The following is a 21391-nucleotide window of genomic DNA, read 5'->3' on the forward strand; positions in this document are numbered from 1 at the left end:
AAGCGCTGTCGGGCGGCCAGTGCTGAAAACGCCCCTGGAGAGGTTCTGGCGGGGGTGTCCTTCGGGACATCTAGCCAAGACTCGGTGAAGGGGGAATCTCCCGCTATACGAGAAGCGTTAGCGGGATGAGCGTCAATTTCCCTGTGTGACTGCTATCACTGCCTTGAGTGTGAGCCAAATTTGCCACTGGCAGTTCTATCATTGGGGATTAGCCATGGGGGTCGTGGGGGGAGCGATCGCCGGCACGTGTATAGCCGCGCGGTCACAATTCGGCAACTACAACGGGATTTGGCTGAGGGTGGCCTGTGACTGACTTTGGACGTGTGATTACCGCCATGATTACGCCATTCACAGCTGAGGGCGCGATCGCCTACGATGTGGCGGCAGAACTAGCACAGTACCTTGTGGCCAATGGCTCCGACGGCATTGTGGTCTGCGGCACTACCGGGGAATCCCCCACCCTCACTTGGGAGGAGGAATTTCAACTCTTTCAAACGGTGCAGCAGGCGGTGGCGGGCAAGGCCAAGATTATTGCAGGAACCGGTTCCAATTCCACCCAAGAAGCGATTCAGGCCACGGCCAAGGCGGCGGAGCTGGGTCTCGATGGTGCCCTCTTGGTTGTCCCCTACTACAACAAACCGCCTCAGGAGGGACTCTACGCCCATTTTCAGGCGATCGCCAAGGCGGTGCCGGACTTTCCCCTCATGCTCTACAATATCCCCGGTCGCACAGGGCAAAACCTCCTCCCGGAAACAGTAATTCGCCTTGCGGAATACTCCAACATTGTGGCCATTAAAGAAGCCAGTGGCAGCCTAGAGCAAGCCAGTACCCTGCGCGCTGCCCTACCGCCAACATTTCGCATTTACGCCGGCGACGATTCCCTGACGTTGCCACTCCTGGCCGTGGGTGGTTATGGTGTAGTCAGTGTGGCCAGTCACTTGGTTGGCTCACGCATCCAAGAAATGATCCAAGCCTTTGTCCAAGGAGAGACGGCCAAAGCTACCGCTATTCATTGTCAACTATTGCCCCTGTTCAAGGTTTTATTTGTGACGACAAATCCGATTCCGATTAAGGCGGCTCTCAGCCTCCAAGGTTGGCCCGTGGGTGAACCCCGACTACCCCTCACGTCTGCGAGTGACGCTGTGATCGGCCAATTGAAGACCGTTTTAGATCACCTTGGCCTACTGAAGTCTTAAGACAACGCTGGGCATGTCCCAAGCGACACCTTTTTTGTTCGTTTCATTGTAAGGAGACCTATGAGTCAATCCGCTGCAACTGCTGCCCTAAAAATCATTCCCCTCGGTGGGCTGCACGAAATTGGCAAAAACACCTGTGTCTTTGAATTCCAAGATGAAATCATTTTGCTAGACGCAGGGCTAGCCTTTCCCACCGATGGCATGCACGGGGTAAATATCGTGCTTCCTGATATGACCTACTTGCGGCAAAATCGCGAAAAAATCAAGGGAATGATCGTCACCCACGGTCATGAAGATCACATTGGGGGCATTGCCTTTCACCTCAAGCAGTTGGATATTCCCGTCATCTATGGTCCTCGCCTAGCAATGGCCTTGCTCCAGGGGAAACTTGAAGAAGCGGGGGTGGCCGATCGCACCGAACTTCGCACAGTCCAGCCTCGAGACATGGTGCGTTTGGGTAAAAACTTCCTTGTGGAGTATATCCGCAATACCCACTCCATTGCTGATAGCTTCTCGGTGGCGATTCATACCCCCATTGGCGTCATTATCCACACCGGGGACTTTAAGTTTGACTTCACCCCCGTTGATGGCGAGTGTTTTGACATTCAGCGGCTGGCGGAGCATGGAGAAAAGGGCGTTCTCTGCCTCATCAGCGACTCCACCAACGCAGAAGTCCCCGGCCACACTCCCTCGGAGCGATCGGTGTTTCCCAACTTGGATCGTGCCTTTAGCCAAGCCAAGGGGCGGATTATCTTTACCACCTTTGCCTCCTCGGTGCATCGCCTCAGTATGGCCTTGGAATTGGCGCAAAAATACAGCCGTGTGGTCTCGGTGTTGGGGCGATCCATGCTCAATGTCATTGCCCATGCGCGGCAGTTGGGCTACATTCGCTGTCCCGATGACCTCTTTGTGCCCCTGCATATGATGCACAAGTACCCCGATCATCAGGTGATGTACTTGACCACCGGCTCCCAAGGGGAACCCCTCTCTGCCCTAACGCGGATTTCTAAAGGGGAACATAACAAAATTAAAATTCGCCCCGGTGATACCGTCATTCTCTCGGCGCACCCCATTCCGGGGAACACGATTGCTGTGGTGAATATGATCGATCGCCTGATGATGCAGGGCGCCAATGTCATCTACGGTCGTGAACAGGGCATTCACGTCTCCGGCCACGCCTGCCAAGAGGATCAGAAACTGATGCTGGCCTTGACGAAGCCCAAGTTCTTTTTGCCCGTGCATGGCGAGCACCGCATGTTGGTAAAACACGCCCAAACAGCTCAAAGCATGGGCATTCCCCCTGAGAACATGGTAATTATTGACAACGGTGATGTGGTGGAACTCACCCGTGACTCGATTCGCGTGGTAGATAAGGTGCCCGCAGGAATTGAACTCCTAGATCACGGTGGCATCGTCAAAGCCCATGTGCTGCAAGAGCGGCAACAACTGGCGGAGGAAGGGATTATCACCGTGGCGGTAGCGGTGGGGACAGATGGGATGCTAAAAGCCACGCCCGAAGTGCACCTGCGGGGAGTAGTCACGGCCATTGAGCCACAGGCTTGGCAGGCTTGGGTGCATGCCACCGTCGAAACCGCCTTGAGCGATCGCTGGAGCGAGTACGCCCGCAACGGCGACATTGATTGGGCAGGGGTCAAAGCCCACATTGAGCGGGAACTCGTGCGACTGGTGCGCCGTGAACTTCAGGGCAATGCCTCAGTCCTGTTGCTCCTGCAACCTATCGAAGTCACCCCCCCTGTGACCACAGGAATTCGACGGCGGCGCAGCACCGCTTCTGTGGTGGGCTAGCCCCTCAGCCTTAGCCATGGCTGCTTCTTTTCCTCTGCTCTACACGGGGGTTGCCGGTTCAGTTTTCTCTGGCCGCAGGGAACAACGCTCCCTGTCCTTAATTTTGCCGGCTGCTCCCTAGCACCTCTCTAGAAGAGACTGGAGGGCACAAAAGCGGACTTTTCCTTGGGGGGTGCGGGGAATGTGGGGCACAGCGATCCATTTCTTGGGGCATTTGTAGGCACTGCATTGCCGTTTGAGCCAGGTGCTGAGTTCCTCAGGGGAGGAGTTTCCCACATAGAGGGCAATGACCTGTTCGCCCCAAAGGGGATCGGGTGCCCCATAGATGTAGATATCCTGGACAAGGCCGCTGTCAAGGAGTAAAGCTTCTAACTCTTCGGGGTAGATATTCTCGCCCCCACTGATGATTTTGCGGCTTGTGCGTCCCAAGATGTAGAGGCGATCGCCCCGCCATTGACCGCGATCGTCGGTTTGGAAGGGTTGGTCAGGAAATAATTGGGGATAGTAGCCGAGGGCAAGGGAGGCTGCCTGAATCTGAATCTCACCCGTAGCGCTTAAATCAATGCGGGCATGGGGCAAGACCTGACCGCAGGAGCGATCGCCCGCCAAAAAGTCTCCCCGTCGCTGGGCACAGATCATGCCGGCGGTTTCTGTCATGCCATAGCTGAGACACAAGGGCAATCGCTGCGCTGCTGCTTCCTCCAAAAGTTGCGACCAAGTGGGGCCACCGCCAATAAAAATCCCCCTTAGCTCTCTGAACCACGGTAGCGGCTCTGTGAGCACCTGTTGCAGTTGCCGAGGCACCAGCGAGAGCCAGAGTTCCAGATTAGGGGGTGGAGCCGTTTGCCGTAGATGCCGTAAATGGCTTGCCAGATAGAGTTCTCCCCCCGTCCAGAGCGATCGCACCACGGGCATCAGGCCACTGACATGGTACAAGGGCAAAATACTCAGACAGTGAATCGTCCCCTCTTGCAAATGGCGTTGCAGCCCCATCACTGCTGCCTGAAGGGTCGCCACCGTGTGAATTGCCCAACGCAACCGCCCCTGCGTCCCGCCGCTGGGAATGAGAATCCAGCCCGGCGGCAATGGTTCTGCGGTACCTTGGGGGTCTAGGGGGGGCACCGTTCCCCACGCCATAAAATTCCGGGGCAGGATTGCAGCCACCTGTTGCCACTCGTGGGACTGCCATTGGGGATTGGCCAGCAATAAGGGCGTGCCCGTGGAGAGCGCCGCCAGAAAACCCCGCAGAAAAGACAGGGGATCGGCTTCGGCCAGCAGGAGGAGCGTCGGCTGCCGCTTTTGGAGTTGTTCTTGATCGCCGGCCACTTGTTCGAGGACTTGAGCGGTCGCCGCCTGCCATTGTCCGTTGTGGGGAGACCACAGCCAGCGGGGGGCAATGCTTGTAAGGTTTTGTAACAAACTTCTCCTGCGCCTCCCTAGACCAATAGATAAAATCAAAGGAGAAAGGAGTGCGTTTAGGAGACAGCAGCCTGACTATTCCACAGATGCAGCGGGTAGCCGAAATTACCGACCCTAGCCTTAAACTAGCATGGACCGCCGCCTATGCCGCCGACGATCGCAAGGGAGTGGACATTTGCCTTTTGGATGTCAGTGGCGTGTCCTACCTCACCGATTACTTTGTGATCATTACGGGACTGTCAAAAAACCAAGTGCGCGCCATTTACCAAGGGATAGAAGAGGCAGCCCGCGAACATTGCCAGCGCCAGCCCCAGCATATTGAAGGCCAAGCAGACTGTTCATGGGTGTTGATGGACTACGGCGATGTCATTGTCCATGTCCAGTTGCCCAAGGAACGTCAATACTACAACCTTGAGGCCTTTTGGGGGCACGCCCAACGCATTCCCTTTGAGTCCTTGGTGACCCCCTAGCCGATGCAGTCCGCCGGCAGGGCAGGGAGTCTTTACCCCTGTCGTCACCCCTTAGATAGCAGCCGGCGGAGGTGGGTGGAGGGAAGAGCTTGCTTGCCAGATGTTTTGTACCCCTAAGGGAAGGGCAGCGTCGGCCCCATGGGTCGCCATTAAAGACACAATGAAATAGAGTCCCTCTTTTTACGAACATGACTTCTTTTCCTCCTCCTGCCAAAATTGAGCTTGAATCGGTGTGGCATGCCCTTAGTACTGATGAAGTTATCAGCCGTCTTGGGAGCGATCGCCAAGAGGGGCTAAGCCTTGCAGAGGTTCAACGGCGACAGGCAGAATACGGTCGCAACGAACTCATGGATAGTGGCCGCCGGGCGCGCTGGCAGATTTTGCTCGATCAGTTTCGCAATGTGATGCTGATCATGCTCTTGGTGGTGGCCGCTATTTCGGGAACCTTGGATATTCTCGATGCCCTAGAGGAAAACACGGTTTCCGTGCCCAAGGATGCAACGGCCATTCTTATTGTTGTCATCCTCAACGCCATTTTGGGCTATGTCCAAGAATCCCGTGCCGAAGAGGCCCTAGCAGCCCTGAAAAATATGGCTGCTCCCAAGGTGCGTGTCCTGCGGGAAGGAAAAGTCATGGAAATTGATTCCCCGGATCTTGTCGTCGGGGACATTTTCTTTCTGGAGGCCGGGGTGAAAGTCGCCGCCGATGGTCGTCTGCTTGAGGCTGTGAATCTGCAAATTCGCGAAGCTGCCCTCACGGGGGAGGCAGAGGCCACCAGTAAAACCGCCGAGAAAGTGCTGCCCATTGATACAGAAGTGGGCGATCGCGTCAATCTGGTGTTTGCCGGTACGGAAGTCAATCAAGGGCGAGGGATGGCCGTCGTTACGGCGATCGGCATGGACACCGAGCTGGGGAAAATTGCCGCGGCTCTGCAAGGGGTAGAGCAAGAACCCACGCCGCTGCAAAAACGGATGACGGAACTGGGCAATCGCTTGGTTGCCATTGCCTTGGTGCTGGTGGGCATTGTTGTGGTTGCCGGCAGTCTCTACGATCTTTCCCTCCTAAGGGAACTGGTTGAAGTGTCCCTCAGTATGGCGGTGGCAGTGGTGCCCGAAGGCTTGCCCGCCGTCATTACCGTCACCCTCGCCTTGGGAACGCAGCGGATGGTCAAGCGCCACGCCCTGATTCGTCGGCTGCCGGCCGTGGAGACCCTAGGAAGTGTCACGACCATCTGCTCTGACAAAACGGGTACCCTCACCCAAAACAAAATGGTGGTGCAGGCGGTGGCCACCAGCTCCTATCGCGCCAAAGTGAGCGGCAATGGCTATGAACCCAAGGGAGAATTTTACGACGCCAATACCGACGAGGCCTCAGCCCTCTACGAACGGCAACTGCTCCTGCTTGCGGGGGCGCTGTGCAACGATGCGCTGCTCAAACAACACGCAGCCGAATGGGTAATTCTCGGCGATCCGACGGAAGGCGCCCTGCTGCCCTTGGCCGTCAAGGGGGGCATTGATCTTAAGGTGTTGCAGGAAAAGGCTGAGCGGGTGGTGGAATTCCCCTTCGATGCCGATCGCAAGCGGATGAGTACGTTCTACCGCAGTGAGTCGGTGTCTGAGATTCCCGCCACGGCACCCTACTGGATGATTACCAAAGGCTCACCGGAACTGACACTGGAACGCTGCCAATGGCGACAGGTGGGGCACGCCATTCAACCCCTGACCCTCACAGATCGCCAAGAGATTCTTGCCGAAAACGATCGCTTTGCCGCTCAGGGGCTGCGGGTCTTGGGCATTGCCCATCGCTACTGGTCAGAGCTACCGGCGGCGGAGAGTGTAGAGAGTAGCGAGCAGGACTTGATTTGGCTGGGGTTAGTGGGCATTCTCGATCCCCCTCGTCCGGAGGTGCTGGAGGCCGTTGCCACCTGTCGCACAGCGGGGATTCGCCCGATCATGATCACCGGAGATCATCAACTGACGGCGCAGGCGATCGCCAGTCAAATCGGCATCTGTGGGTGGGGCGATCGCGCCCTTACCGGCCGTGAGATTGAGAAGCTAACGCCGGCAGAATTGGATGCCCTCACTCCCCAGATCAACGTTTATGCGCGCGTCTCACCGCAACACAAGCTGCGCATTGTCAAATCCCTGCAACGCCACGGTGAAATTGTGGCCATGACCGGGGATGGCGTCAACGATGCCCCTGCCCTCAAACAGGCGGATATCGGCGTAGCCATGGGAATCACGGGCACCGATGTCACCAAGGAAGCCAGTGATATGGTGCTGTTGGACGATAACTTTGCCACCATTGTGGCCGCCACCGAGGAAGGGCGGGTTATTTACAGCAACATTCGCCGCTTTATCAAATACATTCTCGGCTCCAACATTGGGGAAGTAATCACCATCGCCTGCTCTCCTCTGGTGGGATTGGGGGGAGTACCTCTCACGCCGTTACAGATTCTCTGGATGAATTTGGTTACCGACGGCTTGCCTGCCCTTGCCCTTGCCGTTGAGCCGGGGGATCCCGATGTCATGAAGCGTCCACCTGTGAAGCCAAATGAGAGCATTTTTGGGCGGGGCTTGGGGTCTTACATGATTCGCGTCGGTTTGATTCTGGCGATCGTCGGCATTTCCCTAATGGTGTGGGCCTACAGCTACACCGCCGACCATGTGGAAGGGGGACTTGAGCCGCAGCGTTGGACAACCATGGTGTTCACCACCCTCTGCCTAGCCCAGATGGGTCATGCCCTGGCCGCTCGTTCCAGCACACGGCTAACAATTGAAATGAACCCCGCCTCCAATCTCTTTGTTTGGGGGTCAGTCATTGTGACAACGATCCTGCAACTGTTGCTGATTTATGCTCCACCTCTGCGGCGGTTCTTTGGCACCTATCTGCTTTCGGGAACTGAGCTAGCTGTGTGTATTGGCTTTAGCACCCTTGTCTTTGTGTGGGTGGAGCTAGAGAAGCTGGTGTTGCGGCTATTCAATAAAGACCATGCCCTGAAATTGTTAGAGTAACGTCCCTAGACGGACTCAAGGCCGGGGTGGATGCGCATTCTTTTTGCAGAAGATGACCGAGAGCAACTAGAACCCCGGCGGCAGGGGGTGGATGGGGTACAGGACGGGCAAACAACCCAATTGCTGATCTTGGAGTGGATGTTAGCGAACGTGAGTCGTCTGGAGCTGGGTAGCCGCTACCGCCGGCAGGGTAAGCGCACGCCGATTCTGTGGCGGATGGCCAAGGACACCACGGCTGACAAGGTGATGGGGTTAGATGCGGTAGCTGATGATTATTTGATCAAGGCGGTGGATGGGATGGAACTGTTGGCACGGGTGCGTGCCCTTGGCCGCAGATGCCCACAATGGCAAGGAGATCAATTGCAGCTGCAAGATGGGGTTTTAGGTTTACCTTCCACGACCCTCCCACGGGGTGATCGCGCTCTCCCCCAAGGAATGCCGGTGTTTGAGGTTTTTTCTACGCCAGCCGAGGCAAGTCAGTTGTCGGCAACAATTGGAACTGAACCTTTGGGAGTGGGACAATCAACCAAAGGGCACTGCCGTGATCAAGGCTCGCGACTCTGCCCCTAGCAGCCTAAAGTCCCTGTGGTTGCTATTCTTGGGGTATCGGCGCTAGAGGTGCAACCTATGCTTCGACAATACCGCTCTCTTTTAGGGGCAACCCTTGCTGCCTTTGTTTTGCCCTTGGTCGTGGTGCCCACTGTAACTGCCCGTCCTCGCTTTCCAGGGGCAGCGGTGATGGATCGTGAAGCGGAAAAAGCAATTCGCGATTTATCCAAAGCCCAATATGAAAGGATGCGGGCAAAATCAACCCCCAATGCCGACGGCGAGCTTCTACAGTTGGGCGATCGCCTGCTCGCTTCAGCCCAGCAATTCCAGCAAAGCGGCAACCACTTCCAAGCCAAGGAAACAGCCAAGGCGGCCACCCGCGTCTATGAAGCCGATCGCAATCTTGGTGGAGCCCGCACAGGTCAAGCGGCTCTCTCTCGCAGTTACTTTGATGCCCCTTTCCAAGTGAGTCGTGAGTTAACCCGCACCGAAGCAGAAATAGCTTACTTTCGTGGGGGGAATCCCACTGTGCGCGATTTGTTTAGCCGTGCCCAGCAGCTCGCCCAACCCGCCGACTTAACCGCACCTGCCCCCACTACCGCTAATGTTGCCAACTTAGCCACTAATCGAGCTGCCGTCCAACTCTTGAAAGCCAGTCGCCACCTGATGCGCGCACAGCGCGGCTTCTAAAAGCCCATCACCTTGGCCACGGTTTGCTCTGTGGGTTCAATGTGGCGGTGAAAGCGATCGCTCTGTTGCTGGAGTGCCGTTTCCGGATCCTTGAGGCCATTGCCCGTGAGCACACAGACCACCGTGGCACCCCTCGGCACCTGATCGGCCAGTTTCAAAAGCCCTGCCACCGAAGCTGCACTGGCGGGTTCACAGAAGATCCCTTCCTCCGAGGCCAGCAGGCGATAGGCATTGAGGATTTCTTCATCTGTAACGGCATTAAAAGCCCCTTGGCTGGCCTCCTTGACGGCGATCGCCCGCTGCCAGTTGGCAGGATTGCCAATGCGAATTGCCGTGGCAATGGTTTCTGGATGGGTGACAATCTCACCCTTGACAAGGGGAGCCGACCCCGCCGCTTGAAAGCCCATCATGCGCGGCAGGCGATCGCAACGATTTTGTTCCCGATACTGGCAAAAGCCCATCCAGTAGGCAGTGATGTTCCCTGCATTCCCCATCGGGATGCACAGCCAATCGGGAGCATTGCCCAAGCTATCCACCACCTCAAAGGCGGCGGTTTTTTGCCCTTCCAGCCGATAGGGATTGACCGAGTTCACCAGCGTTACAGGATAAGTTTCCGCCATCAGCCGCACGATCTCCAGCGCTTGGTCAAAATTGCCCTCAATGGCAATGACTTCAGCACCGTAAAGAAGCGCTTGGGCGAGTTTCCCTTGAGCAACATAGCCTTCGGGCACCAAGACATAGGCGCGCAGTCCGGCCCGTCGTGCATAGGCGGCCGCAGCGGCTGAAGTATTGCCTGTGCTGGCACAGATGACGGCTTCGGCGCCCGCTTCCTTGGCCTTGGAAATGGCCATTGTCATGCCGCGATCTTTGAAGCTCCCCGTCGGATTGAGGCCATCGTACTTGACATAGACCGAGACATTACGGCCAATCCGAGCAGCAATCTGAGGCACGGGAATCAGGGGGGTATTGCCTTCATAGAGGGTGACCACCGGCGTGCGATCGCTCACGGGCAAAAAGTCGCCGTAGGCATGAATCAGGCCATGCCAAGCAGGACGGATGGGGGGAGCAGAGAGTGTTACAGGCACAGGTACGCAGTCAAGAAATATGAATAAATTTGAGGCTGAGGATAGAGTGCAGCCACGCAGTACGATAATTTTAGCGATCAGGGGTTGCACTTGCCAATTGCTGCCTTAGGGGAGGCCAATAGATGCGTTTAATTTTGATCCGCCATGGTGAAGCCGTTGGGAATGCCTCAGGGGTGATGCTGGGACGGCAAGATGTACCCCTCACCGAACGGGGACGGCAGCAAGCCCTTGCCTTGCGCGAAAAACTCCCGCCGCCAGATGCCATTTACACCAGTCCCCTGCAGCGCTGCCGCGATACGGCAATACTGATGAACCCCTGTCCTGACCTGAAGATTCAGGAGTTGGCGGAGCTAATTGAAATTGATCAGGGGATTTTCACCGGGCTAACTTGGGCACAGGCGCAGGCACAACATCCCGACCTTTGTGAGGAGCTAGAAGAAAGCGATTACCTGATTCCCGTACCTGAAGCAGAGTCAATGGCCATGGCTTGGCAGCGGGCAAAACAGGCTTGGAAACAACTCCGCCGCCACAGCGATGAAGACTGTGTGTGGTGTATTAGCCATGGCGGCTTTTTGCAGTGTCTGATTAGCGTTGTGCTGGGAAGCGATCGCCTGTGGGGGATAGAGATTCCCCCGGCTACTTGGTTTGACTTTTCAGTACGGGTGGATTTAGACGGGCGCTTTGAAGCAGAAAATCTCCGCTGGTGGCGCATTAATACCTTCAATCAATGCCTCTAGGCTCAAAACTCTACTGCCCACTTGCAAATAAACCCGACTTTTTGGAGGAAAGCCATTGGGGTCACCGCGATCGCCAAGGCAGTCATCAGCACCATGTATATTTGCTTGACTGTCCCATTCACGCTCTTTGTAATTTTACAAGCAAGGAGATAAACAAAGGGTGACCGTAGCCACCCTCTATCACATGACTTATCGTTTCTGAGCGATCGCAGACTTCCTAGACGATCACCGTTTTTTGAGTTACTTGCTTCAGTTCACCTTTGGCATATTTGGCGGCATAGTCATCGAGGCTCAGTTGCTTGATTTTGCTGGCGTTGCCGGCAGTACCAAATTGCTGATAGCGATCGGCACACACTTTTTGCATGTATTTAATAGACGGCTTCAGGAAGTGACGGGGGTCAAATTCTTTGGGTGCCAAGGCCAGAGCTTCGCGCACCGCAGCGGTAATGGCTAGGCGGTTATCGGTATCAATGTTCACCTTGCGCACGCCGCTCTTGATGCCTTTTTGGATTTCTTCCACCGGCACACCGTAGGTTTCAGGAATCGTGCCACCATACTGGTTAATGATGTCAATCAAGTCTTGGGGCACTGAGCTAGAACCGTGCATCACCAAGTGGGTGTTGGGCAAACGGCGATGGATCTCTTCCACGCGGCTTATGGCGAGGATTTCACCGGTGGGTTTACGGCTAAATTTGTAGGCACCGTGGCTGGTTCCAATGGCCACTGCAAGGGCATCCACTTGGGTGCGCTCCACAAAATCCACGGCTTGATCAGGGTCGGTGAGGAGCATCGAGTGATCGAGGGCACCTTCAAACCCGTGGCCATCTTCGGCTTCCCCTTTACCGGTTTCCAAGGAGCCAAGACAGCCTAGCTCGCCTTCCACAGAAACACCAATAGAGTGTGCCACTTTCACCACTTCACTGGTGACGGCCACATTATACTCGTAGCTAGCGGGGGTTTTGGCATCGGCTTCGAGGGAGCCATCCATCATCACGCTGGTAAAGCCATTGCGAATAGCGGAGTAGCAGGTGGCAGGCTCGTTACCATGGTCTTGGTGCATAACAATGGGGATGTGGGGGTAGGTTTCCACCGCAGCCAAAATCAGGTGACGCAGAAAGTTTTCCCCAGCATACTTACGGGCACCCCGCGATGCTTGCAAAATCACGGGACTGTCGGTTTCATGGGCCGCCTGCATGATGGCTTGGATTTGCTCCATGTTGTTGACGTTGAAGGCGGGAATGCCGTAACCATTTTCGGCTGCGTGATCCAGCAGCAAGCGCATGGGTACGAGTGCCATAGGGTTATGTCCTCCTTAATAGAGCGGATGTATCGCTTCGTTAACCTTACCGATAATCTTAGGCTATGTTTGCTCGTTTATGTTACAGGGGAGCGATCGCTGGCCTATTGAGAATACAGTCCTTTTCTATAGATAAGCAGTGCTCAAAGAAGGCAAGGGTTAAAAAATCTCGCGTACGGGAACTTCAATGCCGTCAATCACTGGTACAGGAATCCCCCGGGAGACATGGAAATAGATCCAATCCTCCAAGAGTTCGGAGAGATGCTCGCGGCATTCGAGCACTGTTTTCCCACTGGCCTTGACCCCCTCTAGGTCAGGGATTTCACCGTAGATGAGGCCATCCTCTCCATTGAAGTGATAAACAGCCCGCTCAAGTGCCGCATTCATATAGTTCGACAGCGACATCCCTAGGGGTGGCCTCCTGAAAGGTAAGCGGCAACAGCAGCAGCGGTTTGATTGCCATGTTCGACGCGATCGCCCAAGGCGACACCCTCAGCATAGTTACTACACAGGAAAAGGCCGGGGGTTTGACGGAGGGCATGGGTCACCTGCTGCCACTGCTCAGGATAGCCCACCATATATTGGGGAATTGCCCGTCGCCAAATCTTCGTGCCCAGTAACCGTGCCTTGGCGGCGGGTAACTCAAGGAGTTGGGTCAAATCCTGCTGCACTTGTTGGACAATGGCTTCTTCGCTAAGGCTAGCCAAATCAGGATCCGTAGCACCGCCAATGAAACTCGTAAAGACCTGCCAACCGGCAGGCGTACGTTGGGGAAAAAGACAGGACGACCAAATGGTGCCAAGGGTGCGGATGCCCTGACCGCGCGGAATGAGTACTCCAAAGCCGGGGCGTACGCTGCGCCCGAGTCCAGCGGGATAGGCCAAGACCACACAGGCCACAGTGGGATAGGGGATGGTGGCTAAAACACGGGCGATTGCCGGCTGAAAGGATGCCACCAACGCTGCACTTTGATAGGCGGGGGTAGCCAAGACCACACTGCGAGCCTGCCACGTTTGCTCACCACTGCGCAGCAGATAGCCCCCCTTGGGTTCGGGGGTGATTTCTTGAACAGGGGTTTCTAGGTGAATCGGTGACTTCAGTTGCTGGGCGATCGCCCGAGGGAGAGCAGCTAAGCCTTCCTTGAAAGAGCCAAGTTCGCCGGAGCGCATCTGCACACCCGCGGGGGGCTTTGGTTGAGGGGGTTGTTGCCGCCGTAGGCGCAGGGCACCGGCAATGAGGCCACCCCCAAGTTTTTCGAGGTGAGCAATACGGCGAAAAGCAGCAGCGGCACTCAATTGTTGCGGATCACCCGCGTAAACTCCAGAGACAAAGGGTGCTACTAGTCGTTCAGCCACCTCTTGACCCAAATGGCGGCGGAAAAAAGAATTCACTGACTCATCACCCCTGCCCAGATAGGGAGGGACGAACCCAAGGGCACCGAGGGCGGCTCGCACTTTTCCCCAAGGGCTGAGGAGATTGGAGGTGGCTAAGGCAAGGGGACGGGTGGGTTCTAGAGGGTAGAGTTGTCCCCGCCAGTAGATGTAGCGCGGCAGGTGGCGATCGCCCCGAATCAGCTCCGACTGCAAGCCCACCTCAGCAATGAGTTGCAATAGAGCAGGGGTCGGCGCAAAACTATTCGGCCCCAATTCCCAGACGAAGCCTTCTGATGCTTGGGTGGTAATATTGCCCCCTAGGCGATCGCCGGCCTCTAGGAGAACCGCACTGTACTGGGGGGCGCTTTGCTGCAACCGCCAAGCCACACTGAGGCCACTGAGGCCACCACCGACAATTGCGACATCTACCTCACTCACCCGTTTTGCTTCCCTCTAGAACGTTTAGGATCGCTTGAACAACGAGTCAAGATAGACCCGTGCCGTGCGGCGATCGCATTCTCCATTTTGCAGCAAAAAGAGCGACAGTGCGGCTACAAAGACGCGATCCTGATCCCAGTCAGGATGCCGCTCCAAATAGTATTTCAGGGTTTCGTGTAGCTCCTCTGGAATCTCGGCCAAAATACTAATCGTGGCTTGAGCGTTCATACCGTGAGTTACCTCAATAAAACCAAGACAAAATTGCAGGCGCCATCAGCTCGCCCTGGATCAACCTGTGGAAAACTCCCCTAAAAGTCCTAGCCAAATCCCCAAACCCCTGACTCGGAGCGGGATTTAGCCCTCCATTCACAAGGTTTCAGAGCAAGTGAATCTCTATCCGTGGAACTCCATTGTCTGGGTTGTCCTAGGGTCTGTCAATCCTTGTTTTCACCCATCTTGGCGATCGCAATCCACGACAGAATCAGCGTTTCCAGACTTTTGACGCTGCTCACGTTTTCCCCAACCCCGCAGCGCCAGTTATCCCCAGAAATGTCTTGAAATCCAATCACACCGTAAAGGCCTGTGGAAAACCCTGCCTCAATCTGTGGAAAACCTTGGGAAAATTGGGGAATTTTTGGGGAAAGTTAGGGGAAAATTAAGCTTCTATTAAGGTTTGCTTCAGAGAAAATAAAAGTGGCAAAAGTCAGGGATTCATGACTTTATTAAAAACGAGCTTCAAAGACGGGCTTCACGGGGCGGCCAATCATCATCCTCAGGGGGAGTATGTTCTGGGTTTTCAATGGTTGTCTCCTCTGGCGTTGCTTCGTCCTCAACATCACCACTGTCGGGAATATCCCCTAAGAGATCGGCGGCAGAAGTGGGTGATTCTGAAGCTGCTGCGGCAGCAGGCATTGCTTCTGTGTGTTCAGGAATCGGTTCAGCATTGGGAGTAGCTTCAGAGACGAGAGGCGGTTCTTCCACTGCTTCAGGGGTCACCGTAGGTTCCGGAGTCTCAACTGCTGTTTCAGGAGATGCTTGTTCTTGTGAGCTGGCCACAAGTTCTTCCGAGGGAGCAACCGTTGGAGGTTCTGGCTCTTCTGAAGTGGTCGCAGTTGGCGGCTGCGGCGTTTCAACACTGGATGCTTCTGGGGCAGTAACTGTGGGTAACGTTTCGCCAACCCCTTCATGATCAGCCGCTGTAGCTGTGGGAGGGGCGGCGGTTGGGCTGGCTGTGGTTTCTGCAACTGGGGTCGGTTCAGATTTCACAGATTCTTCTGGGACTGCGGCAGCTTCCTCCGTGACTGGGGTAGGTTGTTCGGCAACAGTACTGGGGGTCTCTCTCTCCACTGTCCAAAGATCTTCCTTGATATCCCCGGTATCCATCGGTGGGGGCGGGGTATCCACGGGGGGCTGCGGGCGATCCGGCTGTTTCTGGAGGCGATCGCGCAGGCGAGCAATCAGGCTTTGCAGTTGCTCAGCGATGTTTGCAAAGGTGCCTTCGGGCAGCAGAGACTGAACTTTTTGCCAGAGGGCTTGGGCTTTTTGGGTATCGGTGCGATCGCCGGGGTAGGTGAGTTGCCAGCGATAGCTGAGGGTCTGCCAGCCAAACCAGAGAATCAAGGCCACTGCGGCTGCCGTTCCGAGGAGCAAGCCACCGCCAAGGCGATCGCCGTAGATCCACAAGGTCAGCGCAAAGAATAATCCTGCGCCACTGGCGATCAGATCAAACCGACGGTACAGTTCCGGTAGGAAGAAGCCCAGCAGATACAAGCCTAAACTGGCGATCGCCATACTCCAAGCCAGTAAGTTCGTCAGCATTCCCAATCCTCAGTAAGATAACGGCACACCGACAAGGCGGTATCAACCTTCTACCTTACACCGCACTGAATTTGTCTCTGCTAGAGTTTATTCTTTGTCGAACTGCTGATCGCCAACGACGAGGGTGCTCCGGGCTGAATAAACTGTTTGCAAAAAATTTTTGGCTCAGGATGACATATTTGCCTTGGATCTGCCAGTATTAGCCCATGAGGATTGAGGGCGAACTGCTATGATGTGCCTAAGGATTTATGCCTATTGATACTAATCTATTGATATTAACTATTGATTCAGGGTATTTCTTTTTGGTGGAGCAAAGGAGTTGTTTGTGGCAAATCAGCCAGTGATGGAGTTCAGTGAGCGTCCATTCCACTTCATTGGCATTGGGGGTATTGGGATGTCAGCGCTTGCCTACATTCTCGCCAAGCAGGGCTTTAAGGTGTCTGGCTCGGATTTGCGTCCCAACCGTTTGACCGAGCAACTGGCCGAGTTAGGTGTGCAGATCTTTATCGGTCAGCGTGCCACAAACCTTGAGAACTATCCCTTTGCTGCTCTTCCCCAAGTGATTTGCTCCACCGCCATTCGCCGGGATAACCCTGAATATCAAGCGGCTCAACGGCTAGGCTGTCCCATTTTTCACCGCTCTGATGTGCTGGCGGCACTGATGCACCGCAGCCAAAGTATTGCCGTTGCCGGTACCCACGGTAAGACCACCACCAGCAGCATGATTGCCTATCTCCTGTTGCAGGCGGGGCTGGATCCCACAATTATTGTTGGGGGTGAAGTGGCAGCTTGGCAAGGCAACGCCCGCGTGGGTCAAAGCCCTTACCTTGTGGCCGAAGCGGATGAGTCCGATGGTTCCCTGCGCAAATTCCATCCCCACATTGCCGTAATCACCAATATCGAACTCGACCATCCCGATCACTACCGTTCCTTGGGCGAGGTGGTGACCACGTTTCAGCGGTTTGCCGATCAGGCGGAGCGGGTCATTGCTTGTGCCGATTGCCCGAATGTTCGCGATCGCCTCCACCATCCGCGCCTAGTGACCTACAGTCTCCACCGCCAAGCCAATGTGGACTACTGCGCGGATCATATTCAATACACCGCCGAAGGAACAACCGCACGGGTTTGGGAGCGGGGCAGATCCCTTGGGATTTTGCAACTGAATGTCTTGGGCGCCCACAATCTGCAAAATGCCCTGGCGGTGATTGCCGTGGGACGTTATCTGGGCATTGACTTTGCCACCATTGCGGCTGCCCTTCTGGAGTTTCGCGGTGCCCGCCGCCGCTTTGAGGAACGGGGACAGGTAAATGGGATTCGCTTCGTTGATGACTATGCCCACCACCCCAGCGAAATTACTGCAACCCTAGAGGCAGCCCGCCTGCAAGTAGGTACTCAAGCCCCTTGGCAACGGGTTGTGGCGGTGTTTCAACCCCATCGCTATAGCCGCACCCAAACCTTTTTAGAGGCCTTTGGCCGCTGCTTCACCGCAGCGGATCATGTCATCTTGACGGATATTTATAGTGCCGGCGAACCCAATCCCGGCACAATTAGTGGTGCCGATGTCGCCATCTGTGCCCGTCAGTATCATGCTTCAGTGGATTACTGTCCCACCCTTGAAGCGGTAAAAACTCGCTTAGCACAGGTGCTTCAAGCGGGGGATCTAGTTATTTTTCTTGGGGCCGGCAATTTGAATCAACTCATTCCGGCGGTGATGGCAGATCAAGAACAATTAAGTGTCTCTTCCCTCACTGAGGCGATCGCCCTATGAGCTTGGCCTGCTTGCCCCAAACCCAGTGCCCCCTACAACGTCAAGTTTCCCTTGCGGCGTTTACCACCCTCGGTGTGGGGGGAGCTGCCGAATGGTTTGTGGAACCCCGGACGGTTGCCGAAGTGCAGGTGGCCTATACTTGGGCGCAGGGGCAGGGTCTGCCAATTACCGTTTTGGGGGCAGGGTCTAATCTACTGGTCAGCGATCGCGGGGTGCCGGGGCTGGTGATCTCCACCAAGCATCTTCGCCCTCTCCACAGGGATCCGGAGACGGGACAACTCACCGTGGGGGCCGGCTATCCCTTGCCCAAGTTGGCCCACGATGCGGCTAAACTGGGTTGGCGCGGTCTAGAGTGGATGGTTGGTATCCCCGGCAGCGTCGGCGGGGCAGTGGTCATGAATGCGGGTGCCCACGGGGGGTGTACAGCGGAGCGGCTGGTGTCGGCAGTCATTTTGGAACCCGATGGCACCTTGGCGGTGGTGTCGGCAGCGGAGTTGGGCTATGCCTACCGCACATCGAGTCTTCAGGATACGCCGCGCTTGGTCTTGCAAGCCACATGGCAATTGGAACCCGGCCATGATCCTGCCCAAGTCAAGGCAACGACGCAAAAACACCTGAGCGATCGGCGGCGGACGCAGCCCTACGATTTGCCCAACTGTGGCAGTGTCTTTCGCAATCCCCCAGAGCAAACAGCGGGTTGGTTAATTGAGCAAACGGGCTTGAAGGGCTACCGCATTGGCCAAGCTCAAGTTTCTGAAAAACATGCCAATTTTATCCTTAACTGTGGCGGGGCAACGGCCATGGATGTCTATCGGTTGATCCACCATGTGCAAACGGCGGTGGCCGATCGCTGGTCGGTGTGGCTGCAGCCTGAGGTCAAGCTCATCGGTGACTTTGCCTAGTGCCTATGGCCATTACCCTCTGCATGATTGTGCGCAATGAGGCGGCACGCCTGCCCCAGTGTCTTGCCAGTGTGGGGGGTGTAGTGGATGAAGCTGTGATTGTGGATACGGGGTCAGAGGATGATACGGTGGCGATCGCCCGCAGTTGGGGGGCACGGGTCTATGAAGTCCCTTGGCAAGAGGATTTTGCTGCCGCTCGCAACATTGCCCTCGGTTATGTAACCACAGAGTGGGTGCTGGTCTTGGATGCTGATGAAACCCTCACCCCTGCCTTTGCTGCCCTGGTGCCTGAGATTTGCCGACAGCCGGATTGGCTTGTGGTTACGCTGCTGCGACAGGAGCTAGGGGTTGTTCCTCCTTATACCTATGTCTCCCGCCTGTTTCGTCGCCATTCCGACCTGCGCTTTGAACGCCCTTACCACGAAACCATTGATGACAGTGTTTTGGCGTTGCAACAACGGGAACCCCACTGGCAAATTGCTCAAGTGAACGGGGTGGCAATTGTCCACAGTGGCTATCTGGGCACGCAGCGACAACAAAAACTGGAGCGCGCCGAGCGGATCATGCGCCGCCACCTTGAGCAGCACCCTGAGGATGCCTACCTGTGGAGTAAACTCGCCGGCGTCTATCTGGCCACAGGTGACTTGCAGCAGGCTCAGCAGTGTTTAGAACAGGGCTTGAAGGCTAAGACGCTACCCTCGGCGATCGCCCACGAACTCCACCATCAGCAGGGAAATCTCTACGCCGAACGCGGTCAATGGCAAGCAGCCATCACAGCCTATGAGACGGCGCTGAAAACCCCTCTGCCGGAGGTGCTGCACCTTGCCACCTATCTGCGGTTAGCGGAGGCTCAAAAGCAACTAAAACGCTGGGGAGACGCCCTTGCCACCTATGAGCGGGTTCAACAGGTGGATCCCCACTGTGCCTTGGCCTATCAAAATCAGGGGGCACTGCTGCTGCGGCTAGGACAGGTGAGCGCTGCCTTGGACAAACTGCGTCAGGCCATTTGCTTGTTGCAAGAGCAAAATCCTGCGGAAGCCCGGCGCCTCACCCAAGAACTCCAGGCCATGGGATGGCTTTCCCCTTCAGCTTGGGTTAGGTAGACCACTGGGCGGCGATCGGCATCCGCCAACCCGAACCAAAGGCGCGATCGGTAATTTTTAAGCCCGGTGCCGCCTGCTGGCGTTTGAATTCGGCGCGTTGAACCATCCGTCGCACCTGCCGAACAAGGGCTAGATCGTAGCCTGCCGCGGCAATTTCCTGATCCGACCGGTGGCGATCGATCATGAGCGCCAAAATGCCATCGAGAATCTCGTAGGGGGGGAGGCTATCCTGATCCGTCTGGCCGGGCTTGAGTTCGGCACTGGGGGCTTTGGTGAGAATATGGGGGGGAATCACCACAGAGCCTGCGATCGCCAGATCGGGAATGGGCTGTCCTTGGGCGGCCTGGCGATTCAGCCAGTGGCAGAGTTCATAGACACGGGTTTTCGGGACATCGGCAATGGCCGCCAGCCCGCCGTTCATGTCGCCGTAGAGGGTGCAGTAGCCCACCGCCAGTTCCGATTTATTCCCTGTAGAAAGCAGCAGGTGGCCAAACTTGTTGGCGATCGCCATCAGGAGGGTGCCGCGAATGCGGGCTTGGAGATTTTCCTCGGCCACCCCACTGGGAGTACCGGCAAACAGCGGCGCCAGCACCTCACGGTAGGTTTGCATCAGGGGGGCAATGGGTAAGACTTGGGTGGCAATGCCCAGATTGGCGGCCAACTCCTTGGCATCGGTGATGGAGTGATCGGAACTGTAGGGGGAGGGCATCAACACCCCTAGCACCTGTTCTTTGCCTAGGGCCGCTGTGGCAATGGCCGCCACCAAGGCGGAATCAATCCCTCCACTCAGGCCAATGACTACCTGCCGAAAGCCGCACTTGCGGGCATAGTCGCGCACCCCCAAAACTAAGGCTTGCCAAATTTCCTCAGGTTCACTCCTTGCTGGGGGGGCGATCGCCGTCGGCTGGAGGTCTCCCCCTTCCCAACGCAGGGGGAGGAGATCTTCTTGAAAGCCCTTGGCTTGACTCACGATCTGCCCTTGACGATTCACCGCCAAACTGCTGCCATCAAAAATCAAATCATCGTTGCCCCCCACCTGATTGGCATAGATCAAGGGGCAGCCATACTGCCGTGCCGTATGTTCAATCAATGCCTGCCGTAGCTTCGGTTTACCCACACAGTAGGGGGATGCCGAAAGGTTGACAATCAAATCGGTGCCTTGGGTCACCAATTCGGCCACGGGATTTTGCCCGTAATGCCGCTGACCCCAGAACTCCTCGTTATTCCACAGATCCTCGCAGATGGTGACGCCGATCCTCAGCTGATTGCCGGCCGTGGTCAACGTAAAGAGATTCTCAGTACTGCCGGGGGCAAAATAGCGACATTCATCAAAGACATCGTAGGTGGGCAATAACCGCTTGGCAAAGACCTGGTGCACCCGTCCCCCCATCAGCAGCGCGGCGCCGTTGTAGAGCGGCTTTTCCCCCTTCACTCCCGCAGTGGGATTGGGCAGCACCGTCCCCACCAAAACCGCCACCTCAGGCGGCAGGGCAGCGGCAAGATGGTGGAGTTCCGCCTGCATGGCTTCAACGAAATAGCGGTTAAGCAGCAGATCCTTGGGGGGGTAGCCGCACAAAGCAAGCTCAGAGGTAATCAGTAGATCCAAAGGATGCCGGCCGTGGATTTGCTGAACGGTAGCGAGGATGGCTTGGGCGTTGGCCTTGAGACTGCCCACGGTGGGGTTAAGTTGCGCAATCCACAGATGCACGGCCATCGGCAATGCCTC

General features: G+C 56.1%; 20 protein-coding genes. 11 read left to right on the forward strand and 9 right to left on the reverse strand.

Going from position 1 to position 21391, the window contains the following annotated elements; all coding sequences use genetic code 11:
- The first annotated feature begins 145 nt into the window (after positions 1–145).
- Genes ACK4IR_RS03610 through ACK4IR_RS03620 form a run of 3 tightly spaced genes read left to right on the forward strand, consistent with a single transcriptional unit; the run spans position 146 to position 3002 of the window.
- Positions 146–313, forward strand: a complete 168-nt coding sequence (locus tag ACK4IR_RS03610) for a hypothetical protein (protein ID WP_409872602.1) — start codon at positions 146–148, stop codon at positions 311–313.
- Positions 306–1196: a 4-hydroxy-tetrahydrodipicolinate synthase gene (gene dapA, locus ACK4IR_RS03615; protein ID WP_409872604.1), complete on the forward strand. Its 891-nt coding sequence runs from the start codon at positions 306–308 to the stop codon at positions 1194–1196. The genes ACK4IR_RS03610 and dapA overlap by 8 nt, the downstream gene beginning before the upstream one ends.
- A gap of 60 nt (positions 1197–1256) precedes the next feature.
- Positions 1257–3002, forward strand: a complete 1746-nt coding sequence (locus ACK4IR_RS03620) for a ribonuclease J (RefSeq protein ID WP_409872606.1) — start codon at positions 1257–1259, stop codon at positions 3000–3002.
- Positions 3003–3119: 117 nt separating this feature from the next.
- Here the strand turns inward: ACK4IR_RS03620 and ACK4IR_RS03625 are convergent, their stop codons facing one another.
- Positions 3120–4421, reverse strand: a complete 1302-nt coding sequence (locus ACK4IR_RS03625; RefSeq protein ID WP_409872608.1) for an AMP-binding protein — start codon at positions 4419–4421, stop codon at positions 3120–3122.
- Positions 4422–4471: 50 nt separating this feature from the next.
- On the opposite strand from ACK4IR_RS03625, the gene rsfS reads away from it, so the two are divergent.
- The 4 genes from rsfS (at position 4472) to ACK4IR_RS03645 (ending at position 9144) form a co-directional block, all read left to right on the forward strand.
- Positions 4472–4891: a ribosome silencing factor gene (rsfS, locus tag ACK4IR_RS03630; protein WP_409872611.1), complete on the forward strand. Its 420-nt coding sequence runs from the start codon at positions 4472–4474 to the stop codon at positions 4889–4891.
- 188 nt (positions 4892–5079) lie between these two features.
- On the forward strand, positions 5080–7905 hold the full coding sequence (locus tag ACK4IR_RS03635) for a cation-translocating P-type ATPase (protein ID WP_409872613.1): 2826 nt from the start codon (positions 5080–5082) through the stop codon (positions 7903–7905).
- A 412-nt stretch (positions 7906–8317) separates the two neighbouring features.
- On the forward strand, positions 8318–8521 hold the full coding sequence (locus ACK4IR_RS03640; protein ID WP_409872615.1) for a helix-turn-helix domain-containing protein: 204 nt from the start codon (positions 8318–8320) through the stop codon (positions 8519–8521).
- A gap of 11 nt (positions 8522–8532) precedes the next feature.
- Positions 8533–9144 carry a hypothetical protein gene (locus ACK4IR_RS03645; protein WP_409872616.1) on the forward strand — a complete coding sequence of 204 codons (612 nt, stop codon included), beginning with the start codon at positions 8533–8535 and terminating at the stop codon, positions 9142–9144.
- Here the strand turns inward: ACK4IR_RS03645 and thrC are convergent.
- A complete protein-coding gene (thrC, locus tag ACK4IR_RS03650; RefSeq protein WP_409872617.1) occupies positions 9141–10229 on the reverse strand; it encodes a threonine synthase in 1089 nt (362 codons plus the stop codon). The two genes, ACK4IR_RS03645 and thrC, sit on opposite strands and share 4 nt — an antisense overlap.
- A gap of 122 nt (positions 10230–10351) precedes the next feature.
- Here thrC and ACK4IR_RS03655 point away from each other — a divergent pair, with 122 nt between their 5' ends.
- Positions 10352–10966, forward strand: a complete 615-nt coding sequence (locus ACK4IR_RS03655) for a histidine phosphatase family protein (RefSeq protein WP_409872618.1) — start codon at positions 10352–10354, stop codon at positions 10964–10966.
- Between the two features lie 217 nt (positions 10967–11183).
- On the opposite strand, the gene fba is transcribed toward ACK4IR_RS03655, so the two are convergent.
- The 6 genes from fba to ACK4IR_RS03685 form a co-directional block, all read right to left on the reverse strand.
- A complete protein-coding gene (gene fba / locus ACK4IR_RS03660) occupies positions 11184–12263 on the reverse strand; it encodes a class II fructose-bisphosphate aldolase (protein WP_409872620.1) in 1080 nt (359 codons plus the stop codon).
- 159 nt (positions 12264–12422) lie between these two features.
- Entirely contained in the window at positions 12423–12650 is a 228-nt protein-coding gene (locus ACK4IR_RS03665; RefSeq protein ID WP_409872622.1) for a type II toxin-antitoxin system HicB family antitoxin, read from the reverse strand.
- A 20-nt stretch (positions 12651–12670) separates the two neighbouring features.
- On the reverse strand, positions 12671–14074 hold the full coding sequence (gene hemG / locus ACK4IR_RS03670) for a protoporphyrinogen oxidase (protein ID WP_409872624.1): 1404 nt from the start codon (positions 14072–14074) through the stop codon (positions 12671–12673).
- Between the two features lie 24 nt (positions 14075–14098).
- Entirely contained in the window at positions 14099–14302 is a 204-nt protein-coding gene (locus ACK4IR_RS03675; protein WP_011056228.1) for a DUF2811 domain-containing protein, read from the reverse strand.
- A 206-nt stretch (positions 14303–14508) separates the two neighbouring features.
- Positions 14509–14643: a hypothetical protein gene (locus ACK4IR_RS03680; protein ID WP_409872626.1), complete on the reverse strand. Its 135-nt coding sequence runs from the start codon at positions 14641–14643 to the stop codon at positions 14509–14511.
- Positions 14644–14809: 166 nt separating this feature from the next.
- Positions 14810–15892, reverse strand: coding sequence for a Ycf66 family protein (locus ACK4IR_RS03685; protein WP_409872627.1), 1083 nt, complete (start codon positions 15890–15892; stop codon positions 14810–14812).
- A 343-nt stretch (positions 15893–16235) separates the two neighbouring features.
- Here ACK4IR_RS03685 and murC point away from each other — a divergent pair, with 343 nt between their 5' ends.
- From murC to ACK4IR_RS03700, 3 genes are read left to right on the forward strand one after another with little or no spacing between them, the layout of a single operon-like run.
- Positions 16236–17660 carry a UDP-N-acetylmuramate--L-alanine ligase gene (murC, locus tag ACK4IR_RS03690; protein WP_409872819.1) on the forward strand — a complete coding sequence of 475 codons (1425 nt, stop codon included), beginning with the start codon at positions 16236–16238 and terminating at the stop codon, positions 17658–17660.
- Complete coding sequence (gene murB, locus ACK4IR_RS03695) at positions 17657–18562, forward strand: UDP-N-acetylmuramate dehydrogenase (protein WP_409872629.1); 906 nt, start codon at positions 17657–17659, stop codon at positions 18560–18562. The genes murC and murB overlap by 4 nt, the downstream gene beginning before the upstream one ends.
- A gap of 5 nt (positions 18563–18567) precedes the next feature.
- Positions 18568–19665: a glycosyltransferase gene (locus tag ACK4IR_RS03700; RefSeq protein WP_409872631.1), complete on the forward strand. Its 1098-nt coding sequence runs from the start codon at positions 18568–18570 to the stop codon at positions 19663–19665.
- On the opposite strand, the gene ACK4IR_RS03705 is transcribed toward ACK4IR_RS03700, so the two are convergent.
- A complete protein-coding gene (locus tag ACK4IR_RS03705; protein WP_409872633.1) occupies positions 19658–21379 on the reverse strand; it encodes an NAD+ synthase in 1722 nt (573 codons plus the stop codon). The two genes, ACK4IR_RS03700 and ACK4IR_RS03705, sit on opposite strands and share 8 nt — an antisense overlap.
- Positions 21380–21391: the final 12 nt, after the last annotated feature.

Source organism: Thermosynechococcus sp. (assembly GCF_046299635.1).
Classification (GTDB): domain Bacteria; phylum Cyanobacteriota; class Cyanobacteriia; order Thermosynechococcales; family Thermosynechococcaceae; genus Thermosynechococcus.

Bases quoted from the DNA above. Each gene is read 5' to 3' on its own strand.
- ACK4IR_RS03705 (WP_409872633.1), bottom strand. From the start codon at position 21,379: ATGGCCGTGCATCTGTGGATTGCGCAACTTAACCCCACCGTGGGCAGT.
- ACK4IR_RS03675 (WP_011056228.1), bottom strand. From the start codon at position 14,302: ATGAACGCTCAAGCCACGATTAGTATTTTGGCCGAGATTCCAGAGGAG.
- fba (WP_409872620.1), bottom strand. From the start codon at position 12,263: ATGGCACTCGTACCCATGCGCTTGCTGCTGGATCACGCAGCCGAAAAT.
- ACK4IR_RS03635 (WP_409872613.1), top strand. From the start codon at position 5,080: ATGACTTCTTTTCCTCCTCCTGCCAAAATTGAGCTTGAATCGGTGTGG.
- murC (WP_409872819.1), top strand. From the start codon at position 16,236: ATGGAGTTCAGTGAGCGTCCATTCCACTTCATTGGCATTGGGGGTATT.
- ACK4IR_RS03665 (WP_409872622.1), bottom strand. From the start codon at position 12,650: ATGAATGCGGCACTTGAGCGGGCTGTTTATCACTTCAATGGAGAGGAT.
- ACK4IR_RS03620 (WP_409872606.1), top strand. From the start codon at position 1,257: ATGAGTCAATCCGCTGCAACTGCTGCCCTAAAAATCATTCCCCTCGGT.
- murB (WP_409872629.1), top strand. From the start codon at position 17,657: ATGAGCTTGGCCTGCTTGCCCCAAACCCAGTGCCCCCTACAACGTCAA.
- ACK4IR_RS03655 (WP_409872618.1), top strand. From the start codon at position 10,352: ATGCGTTTAATTTTGATCCGCCATGGTGAAGCCGTTGGGAATGCCTCA.
- ACK4IR_RS03700 (WP_409872631.1), top strand. From the start codon at position 18,568: ATGGCCATTACCCTCTGCATGATTGTGCGCAATGAGGCGGCACGCCTG.
- ACK4IR_RS03685 (WP_409872627.1), bottom strand. From the start codon at position 15,892: ATGCTGACGAACTTACTGGCTTGGAGTATGGCGATCGCCAGTTTAGGC.
- ACK4IR_RS03645 (WP_409872616.1), top strand. From the start codon at position 8,533: ATGCTTCGACAATACCGCTCTCTTTTAGGGGCAACCCTTGCTGCCTTT.